Here is a 19,520-nt window from a genome sequence, read left to right as displayed (position 1 = left end):
TCCTCTAAATTACTCCACGTGACAATAGAGCGTTAAATTCATTTTCCTTATTTAGTACTTCTTTACATGGACAAATAATAGCTGAGATTTCTAACTCTTCATTATCATTCTTTTTTAAAATAACCTTGTCCACTTTAAACCCTTTCATTTTTCCTCTATATCCAATACCGTTATATTGAATATAGTATGTGTTACTGTCATTTTCCTGGAAATAATTTATATATTTCTCCTCAACAATAATACATGGTAAATTTGTTATAGACTCCCTTAATTCATTTCCCGTGTCTAAGAACCCTCTTACTACATATCGTACTCCTCTAATATACAGCTCCACCTCATAAATAAAATTAGTGATTAACGCTCTTTCTCTTAAGTAACTTAAGACTCTGTCCGAAATTATATATACTAGTATAATGGATATAAGTAAGTACTGCATTGAAGCATTACTAATTACATAACTATGTTCAAAAGAATACTTGTTTTCCCAAGTAGAAAATCCAAAGCTTATCCCACTTAATAGAAAAGCTATTAATATATATATTCCTGTTGCTTTCAATTCCACTTTAAAATTATTTCTTTTCCAGAGTATTCTTATCATTATCCACGCTACTAATATTTGAAAGGGAAATAAAGAAAACATCTTTAGTTTTGGAAATATGGACACCACTGTATATAACGCACCTAAAGAAGATGCTAATAACAAGCTTTTATTATTATGCTTTATATGCATCAGCTTAGCAGTTATAAGTAATATAAACATATCGATTACAAAGTTTTCTATTAAAACTATATCTAAATATATCTCCATATATCCGCCCCCTCTCATTAAGATTATTATAGACCTAACTCAAATAAAATTTTGTCAGTTTTACTTAGTGTAAACAGTTTTTTTAACTGTTCTTTTTTACATTAATGCACAAAATAATTTTTATATGAGTAAGTTTTATTTATTTCCTTCTTTTTTTCATACTTATGCAAAGTATCTTATAATGACATTTTTAAGAATATAATTATTTCATTTTTAAATATAAAACATACTAATTTCAAGGCCTACAGCCTTTATTTCTACTAAAGCTTATAAGATTTAACCCAAATAGAATTTTGCCATAAAAAGAAAAGTCATGCTGAATAAAAATTCGCATGACTTTAAAATCAATTTCATAAAAATAATATATTAACTTTTTCTAGCTCTTCTTAAGAAAACTGGAATGTCTAAATCATCACCTTCATATTCTCTAGTTGATTGAGTTTCTGTTTTCTTTTCTTCTTCTGTAGCTGCTACTTCTTCTCTAGCAGCTTCTTGCTTCTTAACTTCCTTAACTGGTTGAACTGTACTTATTCCTTCTGCTTCAAATCCAGTAGCTATTACAGTAATTCTTATTTCATCATTTAAAGTTTCATCAATAACAGCACCAAATATAATATTAGCATCAATATCTGCAGATTCTCTAACAACATCAGCAGCTTCATAAACTTCTAAAGCACCTAAATCAGCACCACCTGTAAAGTTTAAAATAACTCCAGTAGCTCCATCTATAGATGTTTCTAATAATGGGGATGCAATAGCTTGTTTTACAGCATCAGATGCTCTATTATCACCTTTCCCATAACCAACTCCCATATGTGCTAAGCCTTTATTAAGCATTACAGCTTTTATATCTGCAAAGTCAGCATTTACTACACCTGGTATAGTAATTAAGTCAGATATAGCTTGTACACCTTGTCTTAATACATCATCAGCTAACTTGAAAGAGTCAAGAAGTGTAGTCTTCTTATCAGCCATTCTTAATAGTCTTTCATTCGGTATAATTACTAATGTATCAACCTTTTCTTTTAGCTTTGCAATACCCATTTCGGCATGCATCATTCTTCTTTTTCCTTCAAAAGGGAAAGGCTTAGTAACAACACCAACTGTTAAAATATCCATTGATTTAGCGATTTCTGCTACTACTGGTGCTGCACCTGTTCCAGTACCACCGCCCATACCAGCAGTTATAAATACCATGTTAGCGCCTTTAATTGCAGCTGTTATTTCTTCTCTACTTTCTTCAGCCGCCTTTTGTCCAATTTCTGGATTTGCTCCAGCTCCTAGACCTTTAGTTAACTTTTCTCCTACTTGAATCTTTTGATTTGCGTGAGATAACATTAATGCTTGCTTATCTGTATTTATCGCAATAAACTCTACGTTTTTTAAACCTTCAACTATCATTCTATTAACGGCGTTACTTCCTCCGCCACCACAACCTATTACCTTTATATTAGTTAATTCTTGCATATCTACTTCAAAATCTAACAAAATAATACCTCCTTTAGAAAATTTCATCTAGGAAGCTTCTAAACTTCCCCATTATTCCTAGATTGTTTTTGTCAACATTAAATTCATCTTCTTCAATTTCTTCCTTTATAGGACAATCATAAAGTAACTTTAATCTATCATATACTTCTTTAATTATAGATAAAGATGATATATTTGAGAAATCCTCCATACCTAAGCAGCGACTATTAATAACTTTAATTTTTTTATCCATCTGCTCTTTAATTACAGTAAATACATTTTCGTAACAGGATATACCATCTCCATAGATGATTATACTACAAATTCCCTCAAAAAAGGAAGTCTTTTTTAACTCTAAGTTAATATATTCCACTATTTCTTCTATTCTTGCTTTAGTGACTTCATAAAATAATTTAGTAGGAACTACAGCTGAACCAACATTAACTTCTTCTTCTTGAAGAAGACTTTCATATGTAGAACTATATATTTTCTTTATATTTTCTGCTTCCGATAATGTAAAGTTTCCACAAATAGATAAATCCTTAGTAATATTTTCTCCACCTAACGGCACAGATGATATATATTTTAGAACGCCATTATTAAATATTGCAATATCAGATGTTCCTGCTCCTATATCTATAAGTGCTTTCATTCCTAGAGAGTTTTTCTCATTTAGAAACACCTTTCTGCCACTTAATATATTGGGTACAAAGCCTTCTAACACTAATCCACAATTATTTATAACCCTTTTGTATTTTTCAAGTTCTTCAGTACTACCAATTAGTATAGAAAAATTAACACTTAATATATTAGCTCTCCATCCTATAATGTTTTCATTAAATATATTGCCATCTATATTAAAAAAATTTACTATTGTATCTACTATTTCTTCTCCATCACCTAAAATAACATTTCTCTTCCCTTTTTCTATAGCTCTTTTTACGTCAACCCCTCTAACTTTACCCTCACGCAAATTTACACTGCTAGTTACTTCTGATAATCGAATATTTCTTGATGAAATACCAACATAAACATTACGTAACTTTTTTAATGTCTTGTGTTCTACTTCTTCAACTAATCTCATTAAACTTTGACAGCACTTTTCTTCATCTATGATAATTCCTTTATTTATTCCATCTGAACTTTTAAAGTATGATCCAAGAATTTCTATATCATCATTATTTTCTCTTCCTAAAGAAATAGAAATTTTCTTACTTCCAAAGTCTATTGCTGTCAATGTTAATTCATTCATCTCTTTCTTGTCCCTCCCTTGTAGCAACTTATATTATTCTTATTCAACAAAAGATCTTTATTTCCTTTCTATTTTAATTTAATTATAAAATTTTATTTGAAAAAAATGAATGCGTTTTAATTTGGTACAAAAGGAATATATGGGAAGTATTTTTTTATGCTTTTATTTACCCTCATTTACACAGCAAATATAGTTTTATACAAATAAAAAAGTGACTCTCTACGCTTTAGCGAAGAAGTCACTTTTTTAACCATATCACATTTTGTTGTTCTATGATATCACTATATTTTTGTTTATAACATCATTATTCTTTTTATAGTTTCTCTATCAACTGAATATGTTAAAGCAGTTTCTTTTGATATTATTCCCTTCTTATACAAATCAGCTAAGGCCATATCCATTGTCTTCATTCCATACTTAGTTCCTGTTTGTATAGATGATTCAATTTGATGTGTTTTTCCTTCTCTAATTAAGTTTTGTATTCCAGGAGTTATTGTCATAATTTCAAGAGCTGCAACTCTGCCTAAACCATCTGCTGTTGGTACTAATTGTTGAGATATAATTCCTTGTAAAACAGCTGATAATTGAATTCTAATTTGTTGTTGTTGATGTGGTGGAAATACGTCAATTATTCTATCTATTGTTTTAGCAGCACCAATTGTATGTAATGTTGAAAACACTAAGTGACCTGTTTCAGCTGCTGTAATGGCAATAGAAATAGTTTCAAGGTCTCTCATTTCTCCTACAAGAATAACATCAGGGTCTTCTCTAAGCACTGCTCTTAAAGCATTTTGATAACTTCTACTATCTTTCCCAATCTCTCTTTGGTTTATTATACACTTATTATGCTTATGAAGATACTCTATAGGATCTTCTAATGTAACTATATGTGCTTGTCTAGTAGAATTAATTTCATTAATCATAGCTGCAAGTGATGTAGATTTACCACTACCTGTTGGTCCAGTTACAAGAACTAATCCTCTTTGTTTTTCAACCAAATCTTTTAGTATCCTTGGATGTTTAAGCTCATCAAGAGTTGGAACCTTTAAGGTAATTACTCTAAGTGCAATAGCATCACTATTTCTTTGCTTAAAAACATTAACTCTGAATCTACCTACCCCTTGTACAGAATATGATGTATCTGCTTCACCTATTTGATTATATCTTTCAAATCTTTCCCCTAGTATTTCTTTTGCAAATTCTTTTATATCTTCTGGCATAAGCTTATTAGGTCCTATTGGAATAAGCTTACCATTTACTCTTACTGTTGGCTGTATTCCAACTGTAAGATGTAAGTCAGAAGCCTTTAGTTCAAGAGTTCTAATAAGCAAATCATTCAAAATATACATATATATACCCCCACCTTTTTACAGTTAAATTTTTCTACTAATTATATAATATTCTATATAAAAAGCTAAATTCCTTTAAATAATAAAGGAATTTAGCTTTAAAGTAATTATATCTTTGTATATAAAGCTTTTTGCAACTTTTTTAAAGCTTTTTTTTCAATACGCGATACATATGACCTAGAAATATTAAGGTTTACCGCTATCTCTCTTTGTGTCTTACACTTTCCATCTTCTAACCCATACCTCATTATTAGAATATCACATTCTCTTTTTGTTAATACTTCATACATTTTATTGTATAAAGATTTTATCTGAAGATTGCTTTCCACCTTTTCAATTACAGAATCTTTTTCACTACTTAAAACATCAATAAGACAAATTTCATTACCTTCTTTGTCCACTCCTATTGGATCCTGCAAATAAACCTCACTCTTTTGTTTCTTATTATTTCTAAACAACATTAGTATTTCATTTTCTATACATCTAGAAGCATAAGTAGCAAGTCTAGTACCTTTTGATGAATCGAAGGAATCTATCGCTTTTATAAGTCCTACTGTGCCAATAGAAATTAATTCATCTACATCTTTATTAGGAAAAGAATACTTCTTTACAATATGAGCAACTAGTCGGAGATTCCTTTCAATTAAGATACTTTTTGCTTTTTTATCTCCCTCTTTTAGTTTGTTTAAGTATAATTCCTCATCTTTTTCATCAAGTGGTAAAGGAAATGTGTTATTTCCAGTAATATACCCAGTTAAGAATAGGGAGTTAGTTATAAGATTTAAAAAATTTGATAATATAAACACCTTACTCCTCCTAGTAATGCTTATTACTATAATATTCACTTGAAAAGATTTTCTTTCCTAATTTTTTAAATATTTAATTTATAAATTTTAAAGGATAAGAAAATACATATTTATATTTTCTTATCCTCTATACTTTTTTAACGTCTAGGAAAGTGTAAAATTATAATTAGCTATAAAACAAAGATATTACTACAATTTCATATTAGAAAATATAATTTTTTTATAATTCCCTTACCTTAAGTAAGAGGGGAATAAATATCCCGAAACCCTTTTATTTAGCTATATTTTTTACTATATCCGAAAATATTGGAGCAGCAGTATTACTACCACCTAAATCTTGCCCCTTATCATTTACAGACTTAATATTAGGCACTATAACCACAACTGTATAATACTTATTATTATATTTATAGTATCCTGTAAACCAGCAATGTACTGAATTTTCATCACTTGTATTGGCAGTTCCTGTTTTCCCTCCAACTTCAACTCCATCTACATTTGCCATTTTTCCAGTTCCAGAATCTACTACCTTATTCATACCATTCATTATTATTTTACTGGTAGTACCACTAAATATTCTTTCTTTTTTAGTAGAATATTCTTTAACAATATTATCATCCTTATCTAATATTGCTTCTAATAAATATGGTTTTACATATTCTCCTCCATTTACTATTGCATTAGTTGCTCCAAGCATCTGAAGTGGTGATAGAGTCATACACTGCCCTATAGATATATTAGTCATACCATCTTCAATATCAGGTGCAATACCTTCTGTTTCATTTTGTCTAGGTGCAGTTACATTTAGAACTTTAGAAAATAACCCCAACTTTTTACAATAATCCATCATTGTAGTATAACCTACCTTTTCTCCAATGGCAGCATATACGTCATTACAAGAATTTAATAAAGCCTGTTCAACAGTTTGAGTTCCATGTATTCCCAAACCACATATCTTTCCTGTACAGGTATACTTATCATTCATAGTAACCAAACCTTTATCTAAAGCACTAGCTAAAGTAATAAGTTTAAAAACAGATCCTGGCTCATAACCGTTACCTTCAATACCTAAATTAACGTTGGGTTCACTTTCATCCTTTTGAACCATTGCTTTTATTTTGCCCGTATCAGCTTCCATTATAGTTACCCCTATATTATTGAAAGCTTTATACTTTTCAGAAGCTAATACCTCCCTTACCTTATTCTCTATATCTAGGTCTATAGTTAATTGTAAATTTCTATTATTATCAGATATAGAAACTTCACTTTTTCCATAAACAGCTTTATCATCTAAATAAAATCTTTTAGTAGGCAAATCATTATCTTTTATATTATTATATATTTCTTCTTGCATCGAATTACTTACTATATCTTCTTCTTTAGGTAGATTAGATAAAAAGTTACTAACCTTCCACGCCTTCTTTCTATCTACATTATCATATGAATAATAATACAAGCCCTTAATATTATCTAACTTTTTAACTTTATTATAAGTTTCTTCTGAAACTGTGTAATACAACTTTCCAGTACTTTTCATAACATCAGTATAATTAAAATTGCTATCTTCACCTTGCATTATAAAATTAAGCGCCATTAGATCTTCTAATGTTTCTTCATAATTATTTAAAGTAAATGGCTTTTTATCTATTACAATTACATATTTCTTATTATAATTCATCATATCTTTACCATTAGTATCTAGTATCATATAGCTTGAATTACTTATGTATTCTGATTGATGATTTTGATACTGACTAAGAACTTGTTCACTTGGAAATAGCTGTAATACTGCTAATCTAATTGATAGCATTATTAATATAGTTATAAAAAGAGATAAAACCCCTAACTCTCTTTTTTTCAATTTTCTTACCAAATAAAAACACCTCCCTCTGCCTAAATTCTAGACAAAGAGAGGTACTTTTATTCATATATATTATTTTAGTATATCTCTAATTTTAGCTACTAAAATATCAATTGCTACTTTATTATGACCACCTTCAGGTATAATTATATCTGCAAATCTTTTTGATGGTTCTGTAAATTGAAAATGCATAGGTCTTACAACTGATAGATATTGATCTACAACTGATTGTACTGTTCTTCCTCTTTCTTCAATATCTCTTAATAACCTTCTAATAATTCTAACATCGGAATCTGTATCAACAAAAGCCTTAATATCTAGAAGATTTCTAATTCTTTCATCCTCTAATATTAATATTCCTTCAACTATTATTATCTCTTTAGGATCAACCTTTGTAGTTTCTTTTGATCTATTATGAACTGTAAAATCATAAATTGGCTTGTTTATTGATTCTCCATTAATTAAACTCTTTAAGTGCTCAACTAAAAGAGCATTATCAAAAGCATTTGGATGATCATAATTTGTTTTAGTTCTCTCTTCCATTGAAAGATGGCTTTGATCCTTATAATAAGCATCTTGCTGAACCATTGCAATGTGTTCATCACCAAAAGTTTCAAATAATTCTTTTGCTATAGTACTCTTACCTGATCCAGAGCCTCCAGTTATTCCTATTAATATTGGTTTTTTCATTAGTTTTCCTCCTAATTATGTATTAAAGCGTTAATACTTTTGTACCTTTTATTAGCATATCATTTTTCTTTAGAGGCGTATCAACTTTAGCTCTAAACATCATCATAGCCCTATTCGCCACATTTGTTTTAACTTTTTTATCTAAATCAAACATATCTTCTAACTTAACATTAAAGTCTGGAGTATGAGCTCTTAAAACTTCAACTTCATCCCCTTCAAATACTCTGTTCTTTTGTAAAATAGTTGCAGTTTTAGTTTCTTCATCATAGGATTGTACAATTCCAACAATGTCGTAATCTCTTATATATGATGATTCATCATAGTTTTGTTCACCCATTTTTCCATAATAGAAGCCTGTATGGTAGTTTCTATGACTTATTCTAGTAAGTGTATGCATCCATTCATCTTTAAATTCATATCCTTCAGGGTTTGCCATGTAACTATCAATAGCTTCTCTATAAGCCTTAACTACTGATGCTACATAGAACTCACTCTTCATTCTTCCTTCAATTTTGAAAGAATTTATACCACTCTTCATTAAATCAGGTATGTGCTTAATCATACATAAGTCCTTAGAATTCATTATGTATGTACCATTATCATCTTCAATTACTGGATAATATTCTCCTGGTCTAGTTTCTTCAACTAGGTAATACTTATATCTACAAGCATTTGAACATATTCCCTTATTTGCATCTCTACCTAACATATAATTAGAAATTAAACATCTTCCTGAATATGCAACACACATTGAACCATGGACAAATGCCTCTAATTCACATTCTGCTGGAATATTTTCTCTAATTGTCTTTATTTCTTTAAAAGTTAATTCTCTTGCCAAAACTATCCTTTGACACCCTTGCTCATACCAAAACTTAACTGCCTTCCAATTAGTTATATTAGCTTGAGTACTTATATGCACTTCTAAATTAGGAGCTGCTTCTTTTGCTGCAACAACAATAGATGGGTCTGCAACGATTATTGCATCTATACCTAAATCTGCTAATCCCTTTATATACTCCTCAACACCTGTTAAATCATGATTTCTTGGGAATACATTCATTGTAACATATAATTTTGCCCCTCTATCATGACAATATTTCACACCTTCTGCTATTTCTTCATTAGTAAAGTTATCAGAGAATGCTCTAAGGTTTAATCTACCTCCACCTATATATACAGCATCTGCTCCAAAATCTATTGCTATTTTTAATTTTTCTAAACTTCCTGCTGGTGCTAAAATTTCTGGTTTCATCATATTAATTACCTCCTCTTAGTCACTGCAATTCCATCCCCCATTGGTATTACAGACGTTATTAAGCTTTCATCCTTTGATACCATCTCTAAGTATGTTCTCATTCTTTTTACTATAGTTATTTTTCTTCTTTTTACAAGTTCATCTGTAGCAACCATTCCTCTAAATAGAACATTATCAGCTATTATAATTCCATCCTCTTTAAGTAATCTTAAACAATGTGGAAGGAAATGATTGTAGTGTCCTTTTCCTGCATCCATAAAAATCAAATCAAATGGTTCTTCAAGCTGTTCAAGTATTTCTAAACAGTCACCTTCTTTAATCTTTATTTTATCTTCAAGATTAAATTTTTTAAGATTTACGTTAGCAAGTTCTATCATTCTGCTGTCTCTTTCAATAGTAACTATTTCTGGTTCTGTACCTGACGCTTCATACATTAATATTGAAGAAAATCCTATGGCTGTACCTAACTCTAAAATACGTAATGGCTTCTTCATACTAACTATAAACTCTAAAAACTTAGCAGTTTCTTTTTGAACTATAGGCACTCCATTTTCTCTAGCAAAATCCTCTATCTCCTTTAAGGTGCCCTCTCTATCTGAAATAAGCTCCCTAATATAGCTTTCCATATATTCAAAAGTAATTCCACTCATCCTAATCCTCCAAATTAATTGCTTGCACTACCTCTTTTTTTATTTTGTTCTATATTAACTCTTTCATGTTCCTCATAATTAGTTGAAAAATGATGTTTTCCATTTTCACCATATAAAAGTACGAAATACAAATAATTAGTATCTGCTGGTTCTAAAACAGCTTTTATTGAATTATATCCTGGACTTCCTACTGCTCCAACTGGCAATCCTGCATTTTTATATGTATTATAAGGAGATTCAACTTTTAAATCATTGTATGATAAAATTTCATTTCCTTCATATCCTATTACATAATTTACTGTAGAACAAAATTCTAATTTCATACCTTTTGATATTCTATTATTAATTACTGAAGCAATCATAGGTCTCTCTTCATCTAGTCTTGCTTCTTTTTCAACTAATGAAGCCTTTATAACAATGCTCTCAATTTCATCTTTATTTATTTTTTTTCCTGTTTCTTTTTCCAGTTTAGATAACTTTTTATCAAAATTATCTAACATAACTTTTATAACTGATTTAGCATCAAAATTTTTATCAAAAAAATATGTATCAGGAAATAAATATCCTTCAAGGTTATACTTTTTATTAGAATCTACTTTAACATAATCAGGAAGTGGATAGTTTTTAATTTCATTTATAAACTCATCTCTTGTACATATTCCACTTTCTGCAATTACATCAGCAATAGTATCTATAGTATATCCTTCTTTTATAGTAACCTTAACTTGATTTTTCAAAAAATCTTCTGTAGTTAACATTTTTATTAACTCTTTTAAAGTTACGTCACTCTCAACTTCATAACTACCAGGTATAATTTTAAGATTCTGATTAGTTAATTTCAAATTAACTTTTATTAAGGTTTTATTTTTTATTACTCCCTCACTATATAATCTATCTAATAGATTATAAAATCCTTCACCCTCATTAACTTCTATTGTTATCTTGTCAGAATCAGTTTTCAAAGGCCTTTTTACGACATTATTATATGCAATAAACATTCCTATTATAGAAATCAACAAAATCCCTATAATAACAAGTAATATTTTCTTTAAATGAATACTCTTCATAAAATCCTCCTAAATATAAAAGTAAATAGCCTATTATTAGGCTATTCACTTTATTATAATACTTTTTTAGGATTTAAGAAAGTTACTTTTTATTTCTACTAATCAGTCTTCTTCTTTCGCCACTGTCTAATACTGTCTTTCTCATTCTTATGTTTTGTGGAGTTACCTCTACTAATTCATCATTATTAATGAATTCTAGACAATTTTCTAATGACATAACAACTGGTGGAACTAATTTAACTGCATCATCTGATCCTGATGCTCTTGTGTTAGTAAGCTTCTTACCTTTACATACATTTATATCTAGGTCTTCTGCTCTTCCACATACACCTACAACCATTCCTTGGTACACTGGTACACCAGCTCCTATAAATAATTGTCCCTTATCTTGTGCATTAAATAATCCGTAAGCTATTGCATCTCCTGTTTCAAATGCAACAATTGAACCTCTACTTCTTGATGGAATGTCTCCCTTGTATGGTCCATATCCTTCAAATACATGATTCATGATACCATTACCCTTAGTATCTGTCATGAATTCATTTCTAAATCCTATAAGTCCTCTAGCTGGTACTACAAACTCTAATCTTGAATAACCATTTACTGCTGATGTCATATTAACCATTTCAGCTTTTCTTGGTCCAAGCTTTTCCATAACTGGTCCCATAAATTCTTCTGGAACATCAATTGTTAAATATTCCATCGGTTCAAGCTTTTTACCATTTTCTTCTTTATAAATTACATTAGCCTTTGATACTTGGAATTCATATCCTTCTCTTCTCATTGTTTCTATAAGTATAGAAAGGTGTAGTTCTCCTCTACCTGAAACTTCAAAGCAATCAGGAGTAATTTCTCTTACTCTTAAACTTACATTTGTTTCAAGTTCTTTCATTAATCTATCTCTTAAGTGTCTTGATGTAACAAACTCACCTTCTTGACCTGCAAAAGGAGAATCATTTACCATAAAGTTCATGCTTAATGTTGGTTCATCAATATGTACAAATGGTAATGCTTCTGGATTTTCAGCATCTGCTATAGTCTCACCTATGTTTGCATCGGTAACACCACTTATAGCAACTATATCACCAAAACCAGCTTCTTCTGTTTCTTCTCTTTTTAATCCATTATATACAAATAAGTTAGTAACCTTATAGTTCTTTGTAGTTCCATCATTTGAAACTAAAGCAACATTTTGGTTCTTTTTAACTTTTCCTCTATGAATCTTTCCTAAAGCAATTTTTCCTACAAATACGTTAGAATCTAATGTTGTAACCAGCATTTGGAATGGAGCATCTAGGTATCCTTCTGGTGGAGCAACATGCTTTATTATTGTTTCAAATAATGGTTGCATGTCTTCATTTGTATCTTCAACGTTATATCTAGCAAATCCATTTCTAGCAGAAGCGTAGATAATTGGGAAATCTAATTGTTCATCATTTGCTCCAAGTTCAACAAATAAATCAAACACTTCATCAATTACTTCTTCTGGTCTAGCATCTGGCTTATCTATTTTGTTTATAACAACGATTGGCTTTAATTCTAATTCTAATGCTTTCTTTAATACGAACTTTGTTTGTGGCATTGGTCCTTCATAAGAGTCAACTACTAGCAATACTGAGTCAACCATCTTAAGTACACGTTCAACTTCTCCACCAAAGTCAGCGTGTCCTGGAGTATCTACTATGTTTATTTTTACTCCTTCATGCATAACTGCAGTATTCTTAGAAAGTATTGTAATTCCTCTCTCTTTTTCTAAATCGTTAGAGTCCATTACTCTTTCTTCTACCTTTTCGTTTGTTCTAAAAACGTTACTTTGTCTTAAAAGAGCATCTACTAGAGTAGTTTTACCATGGTCAACGTGCGCTATAATAGCTATGTTCCTTATATCTTCTCTTTTATTTAATTCCATGCTTTGCCTCCAAATTCTTGGTTTTCAAATATGTAAACCTATAAATATTTTTTTCAAAAAGAAAATTGGATACACAAGTACCCAATTTTTTAAACCTTTTTTATTTTAATCTTTTAAGCTTTAAAAGTCAACCTAATTATATCTCCATTATAATAGGTAAAATCATTGGTTTTCTCTTAGTTTTTTCATATAAGAATTCTCTTAACTCTTCTCTTATATTAGATTTCAGTGTAGCCCAGTCGCTAATTTTCTTTTCTTCACAATCTTCCAATACATTTTTTACAATTTCTCTAGCCTCATCCATTAGTCCTTCAGATTCTCTAACATAGACAAAACCTCTTGAAATAATATCTGGTCCAGCTATAACTGTACTTGTTTCTTTTTCTATTGTAACAACTACTGTTAATATTCCATCTTGAGATAAATGCTTTCTATCTCTTAATACAATATGACCTACATCACCTACACCTAAACCATCTACAAATACTTGACCCGAAGTTACAGTTCCATTCTTTTTAATATAATTTCTTGCAACTTCAACTACATCTCCATTTTCTGCTATAACAAAGTTTCTTTCTGGAAGACCTAATTTACAAGCTAATTCTGCGTGTTGTTTTAGATGCCTGTACTCTCCATGCACAGGAATAAAAAATCTTGGCTTTACTAATGTTTGCATCAACTTTAATTCTTCTTGACAGGCATGACCTGACACATGAACTTCAGCTAATGATTCATATATAACTTCAGCACCTTGTTTAAATAACTGATTAACCACTCTAGATACAGTCTTTTCATTTCCTGGTATTGGATTAGCAGAAATAATAACAGTATCTCCCTCAACTATACTAATCTTTCTATGTTCGGAAGATGCCATTCTTGCTAAAGCTGACATTGGCTCTCCTTGACTTCCTGTAGTAATAATTACCGCCTTGTTATTAGGATATTTTAAAATCTGATCCAAAGAAATTAATGTATCTTCCTTTGATTCTAAATACCCTAGTTCTTTAGCAACCTGAACTATATTCTCCATACTTCTTCCAGATACAGCAACTTTTCTTCCATAACTCTCTGCTGCATCTATAATTTGTTGGATTCTATGAATATTAGATGCAAATGTAGCAACTATTATTCTCCCTTCTGCTTTGGAAAATAGCTTCATAAAGCTTTCTCCTACAGTTCTTTCAGACATAGTATATCCAGGTCTTTCCACATTAGTAGAGTCGGCCATCATAACAAGTACGCCTTTTCTACCAAGTTCAGCTAATCTGGCAAAATCAGTTAACTGACCATCTATAGGAGTATAGTCAATTTTAAAATCACCAGTATGTAATACTACTCCTAAAGGTGTATGAATTGCTATTGCTACTGAATCAGCAATAGAATGATTTGTTTTTATGAATTCAACAGAAACAGAATTCAACTTTATTGTATCTCTTGGTTTTACAGTTATTAAAGTTGTTGAACCTAATAATCCGTGCTCTTTTAGTTTAGTTTCAACTATACCAAGAGTTAATTTTGTTCCGTAAACTGGAACATTTAATTGTCTTAAGACATAAGGTAACGCTCCGATATGATCCTCATGTCCATGTGTCAAGAAAATACCTCTTATTTTCTCCTGATTCTTTAATAAATATGATATATCTGGTATAACAACATCTATACCAAACATATCTTCATCAGGGAATCTAAGGCCACAATCTATGATAACAATATCATCTTTAAACTCAATTGCTGTAATGTTTTTCCCAATTTCGTTTAAACCACCGAGAGGTATTATTTTGACCTTTGCTCTCTCTGTTCTCATATTTCCCCTCCTTTTACTCTACGTAAAAACTTTTGTTATATTACTTCCCATTTTTCTTCTGACATTCTTTACAAACACCATAGAACTTTAGAGCATGATCTACTATCTTAAACCCGTATTCTTTTTCAATTTCTTCTTCTAGTTCTTCTAATAAGTCATCTTCTACTTCTATAACCCCATTACATTCATTACACACTAAATGATGATGTCTATGTGTTTCGTCACTATGAACTAATTCATATCTACTGCATCCATCATTTAAATGAAGTCTACTTAGAATACCTATATCTTCAAGTAATAAAATTGTTCTATATACAGTTGCAAGTCCTATTTCAGGGCAACTTTTTTTAACCTCATCATAAATCTCTTCAGCTGTTAAGTGCTTACCTTCACTTTCTACAATAGTATCTACTATAGCTCTTCTTTGAGGAGTAAGTTTATATCCCTTATTTTTTAAATCCTCTTTTAGTGCTACATAATCAATTTCTATATTTTTCCCCATTAACAACACCCTCTTCCTTTTCTAATTTATTCGTCTAAATCCTCTTGCATTAAAAGTTCATATGTCTCTGCAACTAGATTAAATTCCTCATCATTATCTATAGTCATATAACTTTCGTTACCTTCTTCGTCCTTTACAAACTTAAGTACATAAGCTTCCTCTACATCTAAATCTGCTGGAGTAACAACAACATACTCTTGGTTAGTATCCTCTATTTTAAAGAAAGTAATTACTCTCATTTTTTCTTCCTTACCTTCTTCGTTTAATAAATATATAAATTCAAGTTCTTTTACCATTTTTATATCTCTCCTTTTTGTTTATTTTAAAATTTCTTTATGGATATTGTCAATAATAATTTTCAATTGGGAATTTTATTTCATATTTGATAACCTATCTAGATAACCTTGTAAAATATATGTAGCTGCAATTTTATCTACTATCTTTTTTCTCTTGCCTCTTGAAAGATCAGCTTCTAACATTGCTCTATGTGCAGCAACTGTTGTAAGCCTCTCATCCCAAAGTTCAATTTTACATTCTACAGAATCCTTTAATAGTTCTGTAAACTCCATTATTTTCTCTCCTGCAAAACCAATTGAACCATTCATGTTTTTAGGTAATCCAACTACTATAGTCTCTACAGCATATTCTTTACATAAATTTATAATTTCATTTATGTCTTCTTCTTTTTTCTTTCTTCTTATTGTTGTAATACCTTGAGCAGTAAATCCTAAGGGATCTGATATTGCTACCCCAATAGTTTTTTGCCCTATATCTAAGCCAAGTATTCTCATTTTGTGCTCCTATTCTAAATATATTAAAGGTGCCCGTATAAACGGGCACCTTCTACTTAATTTCTAAATAAGATTTCATTACTTCTTCAAGAATTTCGTCTCTTTCAAGTTTTCTTACCAAAGCTCTAGCTCCGTTATAATTTGTAATGTAAGTAGGGTCTCCTGATATTAGATAACCAACAAGTTGATTTATAGGATTATAACCTTTCTTCTGTAAAGAATCATAAACCTCTGTTAATATAGCTTTTGTTAATGCTTCCTTATTTTTTTGTACATCAAATTGCATTGTATGTTCTATATTTTTACTCATATTCGTCGTTGCCTAAAGTGCAACTCCACCCCCTTACATATTGTTAAGGAAATTATATTTCATCATTAATAATATAACCACTTTTTATGTTTCTATTCATATATAATTATACATTATTTAATTGGAAATGTATACTACTTTACTAAAGATTCTACTATTTCATAAACCTTATTCACTGCTTCATTTATCTTTTCAGGGTTCTTACCGCCGGCTTGAGCCATATCTGGTCTACCGCCTCCCCCTCCTCCAACTATTGAAGCAACTTCTTTTATTACCTTTCCACAATGTACACCTAATTGAACGCTATCCTTAGTAGCCATTGCAACTAAATTAACTTTTCCACCTACATTACTAATAAGTACCACTATGCCTGACTGAACTTTGTCTCTTATTTTATCTGCTAAATCTCTTAAAGCATTTCCATCAACATCCTCTAATGCATATGAAACAACCTTAACTCCATTTATTTCTTTAACAGAATTTAAAATATCATCTTCAGCTCCCATAGTTAACTTACTCTTAAGTTCAGAAATTTCTTTCTCTTTTTCCTTAAGTTCAGCATTACTATTAGAAATTCTATTTAGTATTTCCTTTTCACTACATTTTAAAGCATGACAAGCATCTATAAGAAGCTTTTGTTTATCTTCAACATATTTAATTGCATTAAATCCTGTTAAAGCTTCAATTCTTCTAATTCCAGCTGCAACACCAGCTTCACTAACTATCTTAAATAGTCCTATTTCACCAGAATTATGCACATGAGTTCCACCACAAAGTTCTTTAGAGAATTCTCCAACACCTACTACTCTTACCTTATCCCCGTATTTATCGTCGAATAAAGCCATTGCTCCTGATCCCCTTGCTTCATCTAGTGTCATTAAATTAGTTCCAACATTATAAACTTCCATAATCTTTTCATTTACTAATGTTTCTACCTTTTCTAACTCTTCCTTACTTAATCCTTGGAAGTGAGTAAAGTCAAATCTTAATCTTTCATCATCTACATATGAACCAGCTTGATTAATATGATCTCCAACAACCTTCTTTAATGCACTGTGTAGCATATGAGTTGCTGTATGGTTCTTACAAATGTTACTTCTTCTAATTCTATTTACTTCTAAAGTAACCTTTGAACCTACTTTAACAGTTCCTTCTTCAACTTTAATATATTGAACAGTCTTACCACCAACATTTTTCTTTGTATCAAATACAACTATCTTAAATCCTTCACCATGGATTATACCCTTATCTCCAACTTGACCACCCATTTCAGCATAAAATGGTGTCTTATCTGAAACTAAGTATCCTTTTTCTCCTTCTGATAATTCTTCTCTAAAATCATTATCATCAGCTAAAACTAATACTTCACCTTCACAAGTAAGAGTTTCATATCCTAAGAATTCACTTTCTACTGCAGCATCAATCTTATTTATTGGAAGTTCATCACTACCCATGTAAGAAGATTCCCCTCTTGCATTTCTAGCTCTTGTTCTTTGGTCTTCCATTTCTTTATCAAAAGCTTCTCTATCAACTTTTAATGACTTTTCTTCACATATTTCCTCTGTAAGTTCATATGGGAATCCAAATGTATCATAAAGCTTAAATGCCTTTTCTCCATCAAGAGTATCTTTTCCTTCTTTGATTAATTCATCAATATATCCAAGTAAAATATTCATTCCCGAATCAATAGTTTCATTGAATCTTTCCTCTTCTAATGTAACCATCTTTTTAATATAATCTTGGTTTTCTTTTAATTCTGGATAAGCTGGTGCATAGTTTTCTACAACTGAATCAACTACATCCTTTAAGAATATCCCCTTAATTCCAAGTAATCTTCCATGTCTTGCAGCTCTTCTAAGAAGCCTTCTAAGCACATAACCTCTTCCTTCATTACTTGGTGATACACCATCAGATATTAACATAGTTACAGCTTTTACATGATCAGTAATTATTCTTAAAGATACATCTTTATTAGAATTTTCTCCATACTTAACTCCTGATAATTCACTTACTTTAGCTAAAATATTTTTAACTGTATCTATTTCAAATATATTATCTACGCCTTGCATTATAGTTGCAATTCTTTCTAATCCCATTCCAGTATCTATGTTAGGATGCTCTAATCTGTTGTAATTTCCTTCTTCGTCCTTATCAAATTGTGTAAATACTAAGTTCCAGAACTCAACTACTCTGTCTTCATCTGCAGCCTTTAAGAAATCTTCCACATTAGTTATTACACCTTCACCTCTATCAAAGTGAATTTCTGTACAAGGTCCGCATGGTCCAACTCCAATTTCCCAGAAGTTATCATCCTTACCTAATCTGAAAATTCTGTTTGGATCCACATCAGTTTTGCTCTTCCAAATTTCAAAAGCTTCATCATCTTCTAAGTAGATAGTTACATAAAGCTTATCCTTTGGAATTTGAAGAACCTCTGTAATAAACTCCCAAGCCCATGGAATTATTTCTTCCTTAAAATAATCCCCAAAAGAGAAATTTCCAAGCATCTCAAAGAAAGTACCATGTCTCGAAGTCTTACCTACGTTTTCAATATCACCTGTTCTAATACATTTTTGACAAGTTGTTACTCTTCTTCTTGGTGGTTCTTGAAGACCTGTAAAATACGGCTTAAGAGGAGCCATTCCAGCATTTATTAATAATAAGCTTTTATCATTCTTAGGAACTAAAGAAAAACTCTTCATTCTTAAGTGATCTTTACTTTCAAAAAACTTTAAAAACTCTTCTCTTAGATCGTTTGTTCCAATATTTTTCATATTAATTACCTCCATCTAAATTTAAATATAAAAAAGCCTTTCATCCCTAAAAATAAGGGACGAAAGGCTAAACTTCCGCGGTACCACCCTAATTACGCACAAAATAAAATGCATCACTTAGTATACTTATAGCTCCAAGGCAGCTTCGAAACTTTTTCTAGAAAGTTTTCACCAACCACTTTCTCTCTAAATAGAAAAACAAAATCTACTAATCCTCTTCAC

At 30.5% G+C, this 19,520-nt stretch carries 17 protein-coding genes and 1 other annotated feature (1 of these 18 only partly in view); all 17 genes read right to left on the bottom strand.

Features of this window, described 5'->3' with window-relative positions:
* Positions 1–4 precede the first annotated feature (4 nt).
* The 17 genes from G594_RS0104395 to alaS all read right to left on the bottom strand — a co-directional run bounded on the left by G594_RS0104395 (position 5) and on the right by alaS (position 19,298).
* On the bottom strand, positions 5–808 hold the full coding sequence (locus G594_RS0104395) for a sigma-E processing peptidase SpoIIGA (protein ID WP_027097458.1): 804 nt from the start codon (positions 806–808) through the stop codon (positions 5–7).
* A 366-nt stretch (positions 809–1,174) separates the two neighbouring features.
* A complete protein-coding gene (gene ftsZ, locus G594_RS0104390; RefSeq protein ID WP_027097457.1) occupies positions 1,175–2,296 on the bottom strand; it encodes a cell division protein FtsZ in 1,122 nt (373 codons plus the stop codon).
* 13 nt (positions 2,297–2,309) lie between these two features.
* Positions 2,310–3,527, bottom strand: a complete 1,218-nt coding sequence (locus tag G594_RS0104385) for a cell division FtsA domain-containing protein (RefSeq protein WP_027097456.1) — start codon at positions 3,525–3,527, stop codon at positions 2,310–2,312.
* A gap of 293 nt (positions 3,528–3,820) precedes the next feature.
* A complete protein-coding gene (locus G594_RS0104380; protein ID WP_027097455.1) occupies positions 3,821–4,876 on the bottom strand; it encodes a type IV pilus twitching motility protein PilT in 1,056 nt (351 codons plus the stop codon).
* A 107-nt stretch (positions 4,877–4,983) separates the two neighbouring features.
* Positions 4,984–5,682 carry an RNA polymerase sporulation sigma factor SigK gene (gene sigK, locus G594_RS0104375; RefSeq protein ID WP_027097454.1) on the bottom strand — a complete coding sequence of 233 codons (699 nt, stop codon included), beginning with the start codon at positions 5,680–5,682 and terminating at the stop codon, positions 4,984–4,986.
* A gap of 271 nt (positions 5,683–5,953) precedes the next feature.
* Positions 5,954–7,492 carry a penicillin-binding transpeptidase domain-containing protein gene (locus G594_RS0104370; protein WP_081663562.1) on the bottom strand — a complete coding sequence of 513 codons (1,539 nt, stop codon included), beginning with the start codon at positions 7,490–7,492 and terminating at the stop codon, positions 5,954–5,956.
* 123 nt (positions 7,493–7,615) lie between these two features.
* The gene (gene udk / locus G594_RS0104365; RefSeq protein WP_027097452.1) at positions 7,616–8,233 is read right to left on the bottom strand and encodes a uridine kinase; all 618 of its coding nucleotides are present in this window, start codon (positions 8,231–8,233) and stop codon (positions 7,616–7,618) included.
* Between the two features lie 22 nt (positions 8,234–8,255).
* A complete protein-coding gene (locus G594_RS0104360) occupies positions 8,256–9,491 on the bottom strand; it encodes a peptidase U32 family protein (RefSeq protein ID WP_027097451.1) in 1,236 nt (411 codons plus the stop codon).
* A gap of 5 nt (positions 9,492–9,496) precedes the next feature.
* Positions 9,497–10,141, bottom strand: a complete 645-nt coding sequence (locus G594_RS0104355) for an O-methyltransferase (RefSeq protein WP_027097450.1) — start codon at positions 10,139–10,141, stop codon at positions 9,497–9,499.
* A gap of 14 nt (positions 10,142–10,155) precedes the next feature.
* Entirely contained in the window at positions 10,156–11,208 is a 1,053-nt protein-coding gene (gene mltG, locus G594_RS0104350; protein ID WP_027097449.1) for an endolytic transglycosylase MltG, read from the bottom strand.
* 82 nt (positions 11,209–11,290) lie between these two features.
* Complete coding sequence (gene typA / locus G594_RS0104345) at positions 11,291–13,117, bottom strand: translational GTPase TypA (RefSeq protein ID WP_027097448.1); 1,827 nt, start codon at positions 13,115–13,117, stop codon at positions 11,291–11,293.
* Between the two features lie 136 nt (positions 13,118–13,253).
* Positions 13,254–14,921 (bottom strand): ribonuclease J, encoded by a 1,668-nt coding sequence (locus G594_RS0104340; protein WP_027097447.1) that lies wholly within the window; start codon positions 14,919–14,921, stop codon positions 13,254–13,256.
* 40 nt (positions 14,922–14,961) lie between these two features.
* Complete coding sequence (locus G594_RS0104335) at positions 14,962–15,423, bottom strand: Fur family transcriptional regulator (RefSeq protein ID WP_027097446.1); 462 nt, start codon at positions 15,421–15,423, stop codon at positions 14,962–14,964.
* A gap of 26 nt (positions 15,424–15,449) precedes the next feature.
* Positions 15,450–15,719, bottom strand: a complete 270-nt coding sequence (locus tag G594_RS0104330; RefSeq protein WP_027097445.1) for a DUF1292 domain-containing protein — start codon at positions 15,717–15,719, stop codon at positions 15,450–15,452.
* Positions 15,720–15,794: 75 nt separating this feature from the next.
* On the bottom strand, positions 15,795–16,214 hold the full coding sequence (gene ruvX, locus G594_RS0104325; RefSeq protein WP_027097444.1) for a Holliday junction resolvase RuvX: 420 nt from the start codon (positions 16,212–16,214) through the stop codon (positions 15,795–15,797).
* 52 nt (positions 16,215–16,266) lie between these two features.
* Positions 16,267–16,524, bottom strand: a complete 258-nt coding sequence (locus G594_RS0104320; protein WP_027097443.1) for an IreB family regulatory phosphoprotein — start codon at positions 16,522–16,524, stop codon at positions 16,267–16,269.
* Positions 16,525–16,658: 134 nt separating this feature from the next.
* A complete protein-coding gene (gene alaS, locus G594_RS0104315; RefSeq protein WP_027097442.1) occupies positions 16,659–19,298 on the bottom strand; it encodes an alanine--tRNA ligase in 2,640 nt (879 codons plus the stop codon).
* A 52-nt stretch (positions 19,299–19,350) separates the two neighbouring features.
* Positions 19,351–19,520: a binding site (T-box leader), on the bottom strand; it runs 9 nt beyond the window's last position.

Source organism: Clostridium paraputrificum AGR2156 (assembly GCF_000424025.1).
GTDB lineage: Bacteria > Bacillota > Clostridia > Clostridiales > Clostridiaceae > Clostridium > Clostridium paraputrificum.
Note: the sequence above shows the minus strand (reverse complement) of the source record. Positions and strands in the feature narration are given on the sequence as shown.

Bases quoted from the DNA above. Each gene is read 5' to 3' on its own strand.
- typA (WP_027097448.1), bottom strand. From the start codon at position 13,117: ATGGAATTAAATAAAAGAGAAGATATAAGGAACATAGCTATTATAGCG.
- G594_RS0104360 (WP_027097451.1), bottom strand. From the start codon at position 9,491: ATGATGAAACCAGAAATTTTAGCACCAGCAGGAAGTTTAGAAAAATTA.
- G594_RS0104355 (WP_027097450.1), bottom strand. From the start codon at position 10,141: ATGAGTGGAATTACTTTTGAATATATGGAAAGCTATATTAGGGAGCTT.
- ruvX (WP_027097444.1), bottom strand. From the start codon at position 16,214: ATGAGAATACTTGGCTTAGATATAGGGCAAAAAACTATTGGGGTAGCA.
- G594_RS0104340 (WP_027097447.1), bottom strand. From the start codon at position 14,921: ATGAGAACAGAGAGAGCAAAGGTCAAAATAATACCTCTCGGTGGTTTA.
- G594_RS0104380 (WP_027097455.1), bottom strand. From the start codon at position 4,876: ATGTATATTTTGAATGATTTGCTTATTAGAACTCTTGAACTAAAGGCT.
- alaS (WP_027097442.1), bottom strand. From the start codon at position 19,298: ATGAAAAATATTGGAACAAACGATCTAAGAGAAGAGTTTTTAAAGTTT.
- mltG (WP_027097449.1), bottom strand. From the start codon at position 11,208: ATGAAGAGTATTCATTTAAAGAAAATATTACTTGTTATTATAGGGATT.
- udk (WP_027097452.1), bottom strand. From the start codon at position 8,233: ATGAAAAAACCAATATTAATAGGAATAACTGGAGGCTCTGGATCAGGT.
- G594_RS0104370 (WP_081663562.1), bottom strand. From the start codon at position 7,492: ATGCTATCAATTAGATTAGCAGTATTACAGCTATTTCCAAGTGAACAA.
- G594_RS0104385 (WP_027097456.1), bottom strand. From the start codon at position 3,527: ATGAATGAATTAACATTGACAGCAATAGACTTTGGAAGTAAGAAAATT.
- G594_RS0104330 (WP_027097445.1), bottom strand. From the start codon at position 15,719: ATGGTAAAAGAACTTGAATTTATATATTTATTAAACGAAGAAGGTAAG.
- G594_RS0104395 (WP_027097458.1), bottom strand. From the start codon at position 808: ATGGAGATATATTTAGATATAGTTTTAATAGAAAACTTTGTAATCGAT.
- G594_RS0104335 (WP_027097446.1), bottom strand. From the start codon at position 15,423: ATGGGGAAAAATATAGAAATTGATTATGTAGCACTAAAAGAGGATTTA.
- G594_RS0104320 (WP_027097443.1), bottom strand. From the start codon at position 16,524: ATGAGTAAAAATATAGAACATACAATGCAATTTGATGTACAAAAAAAT.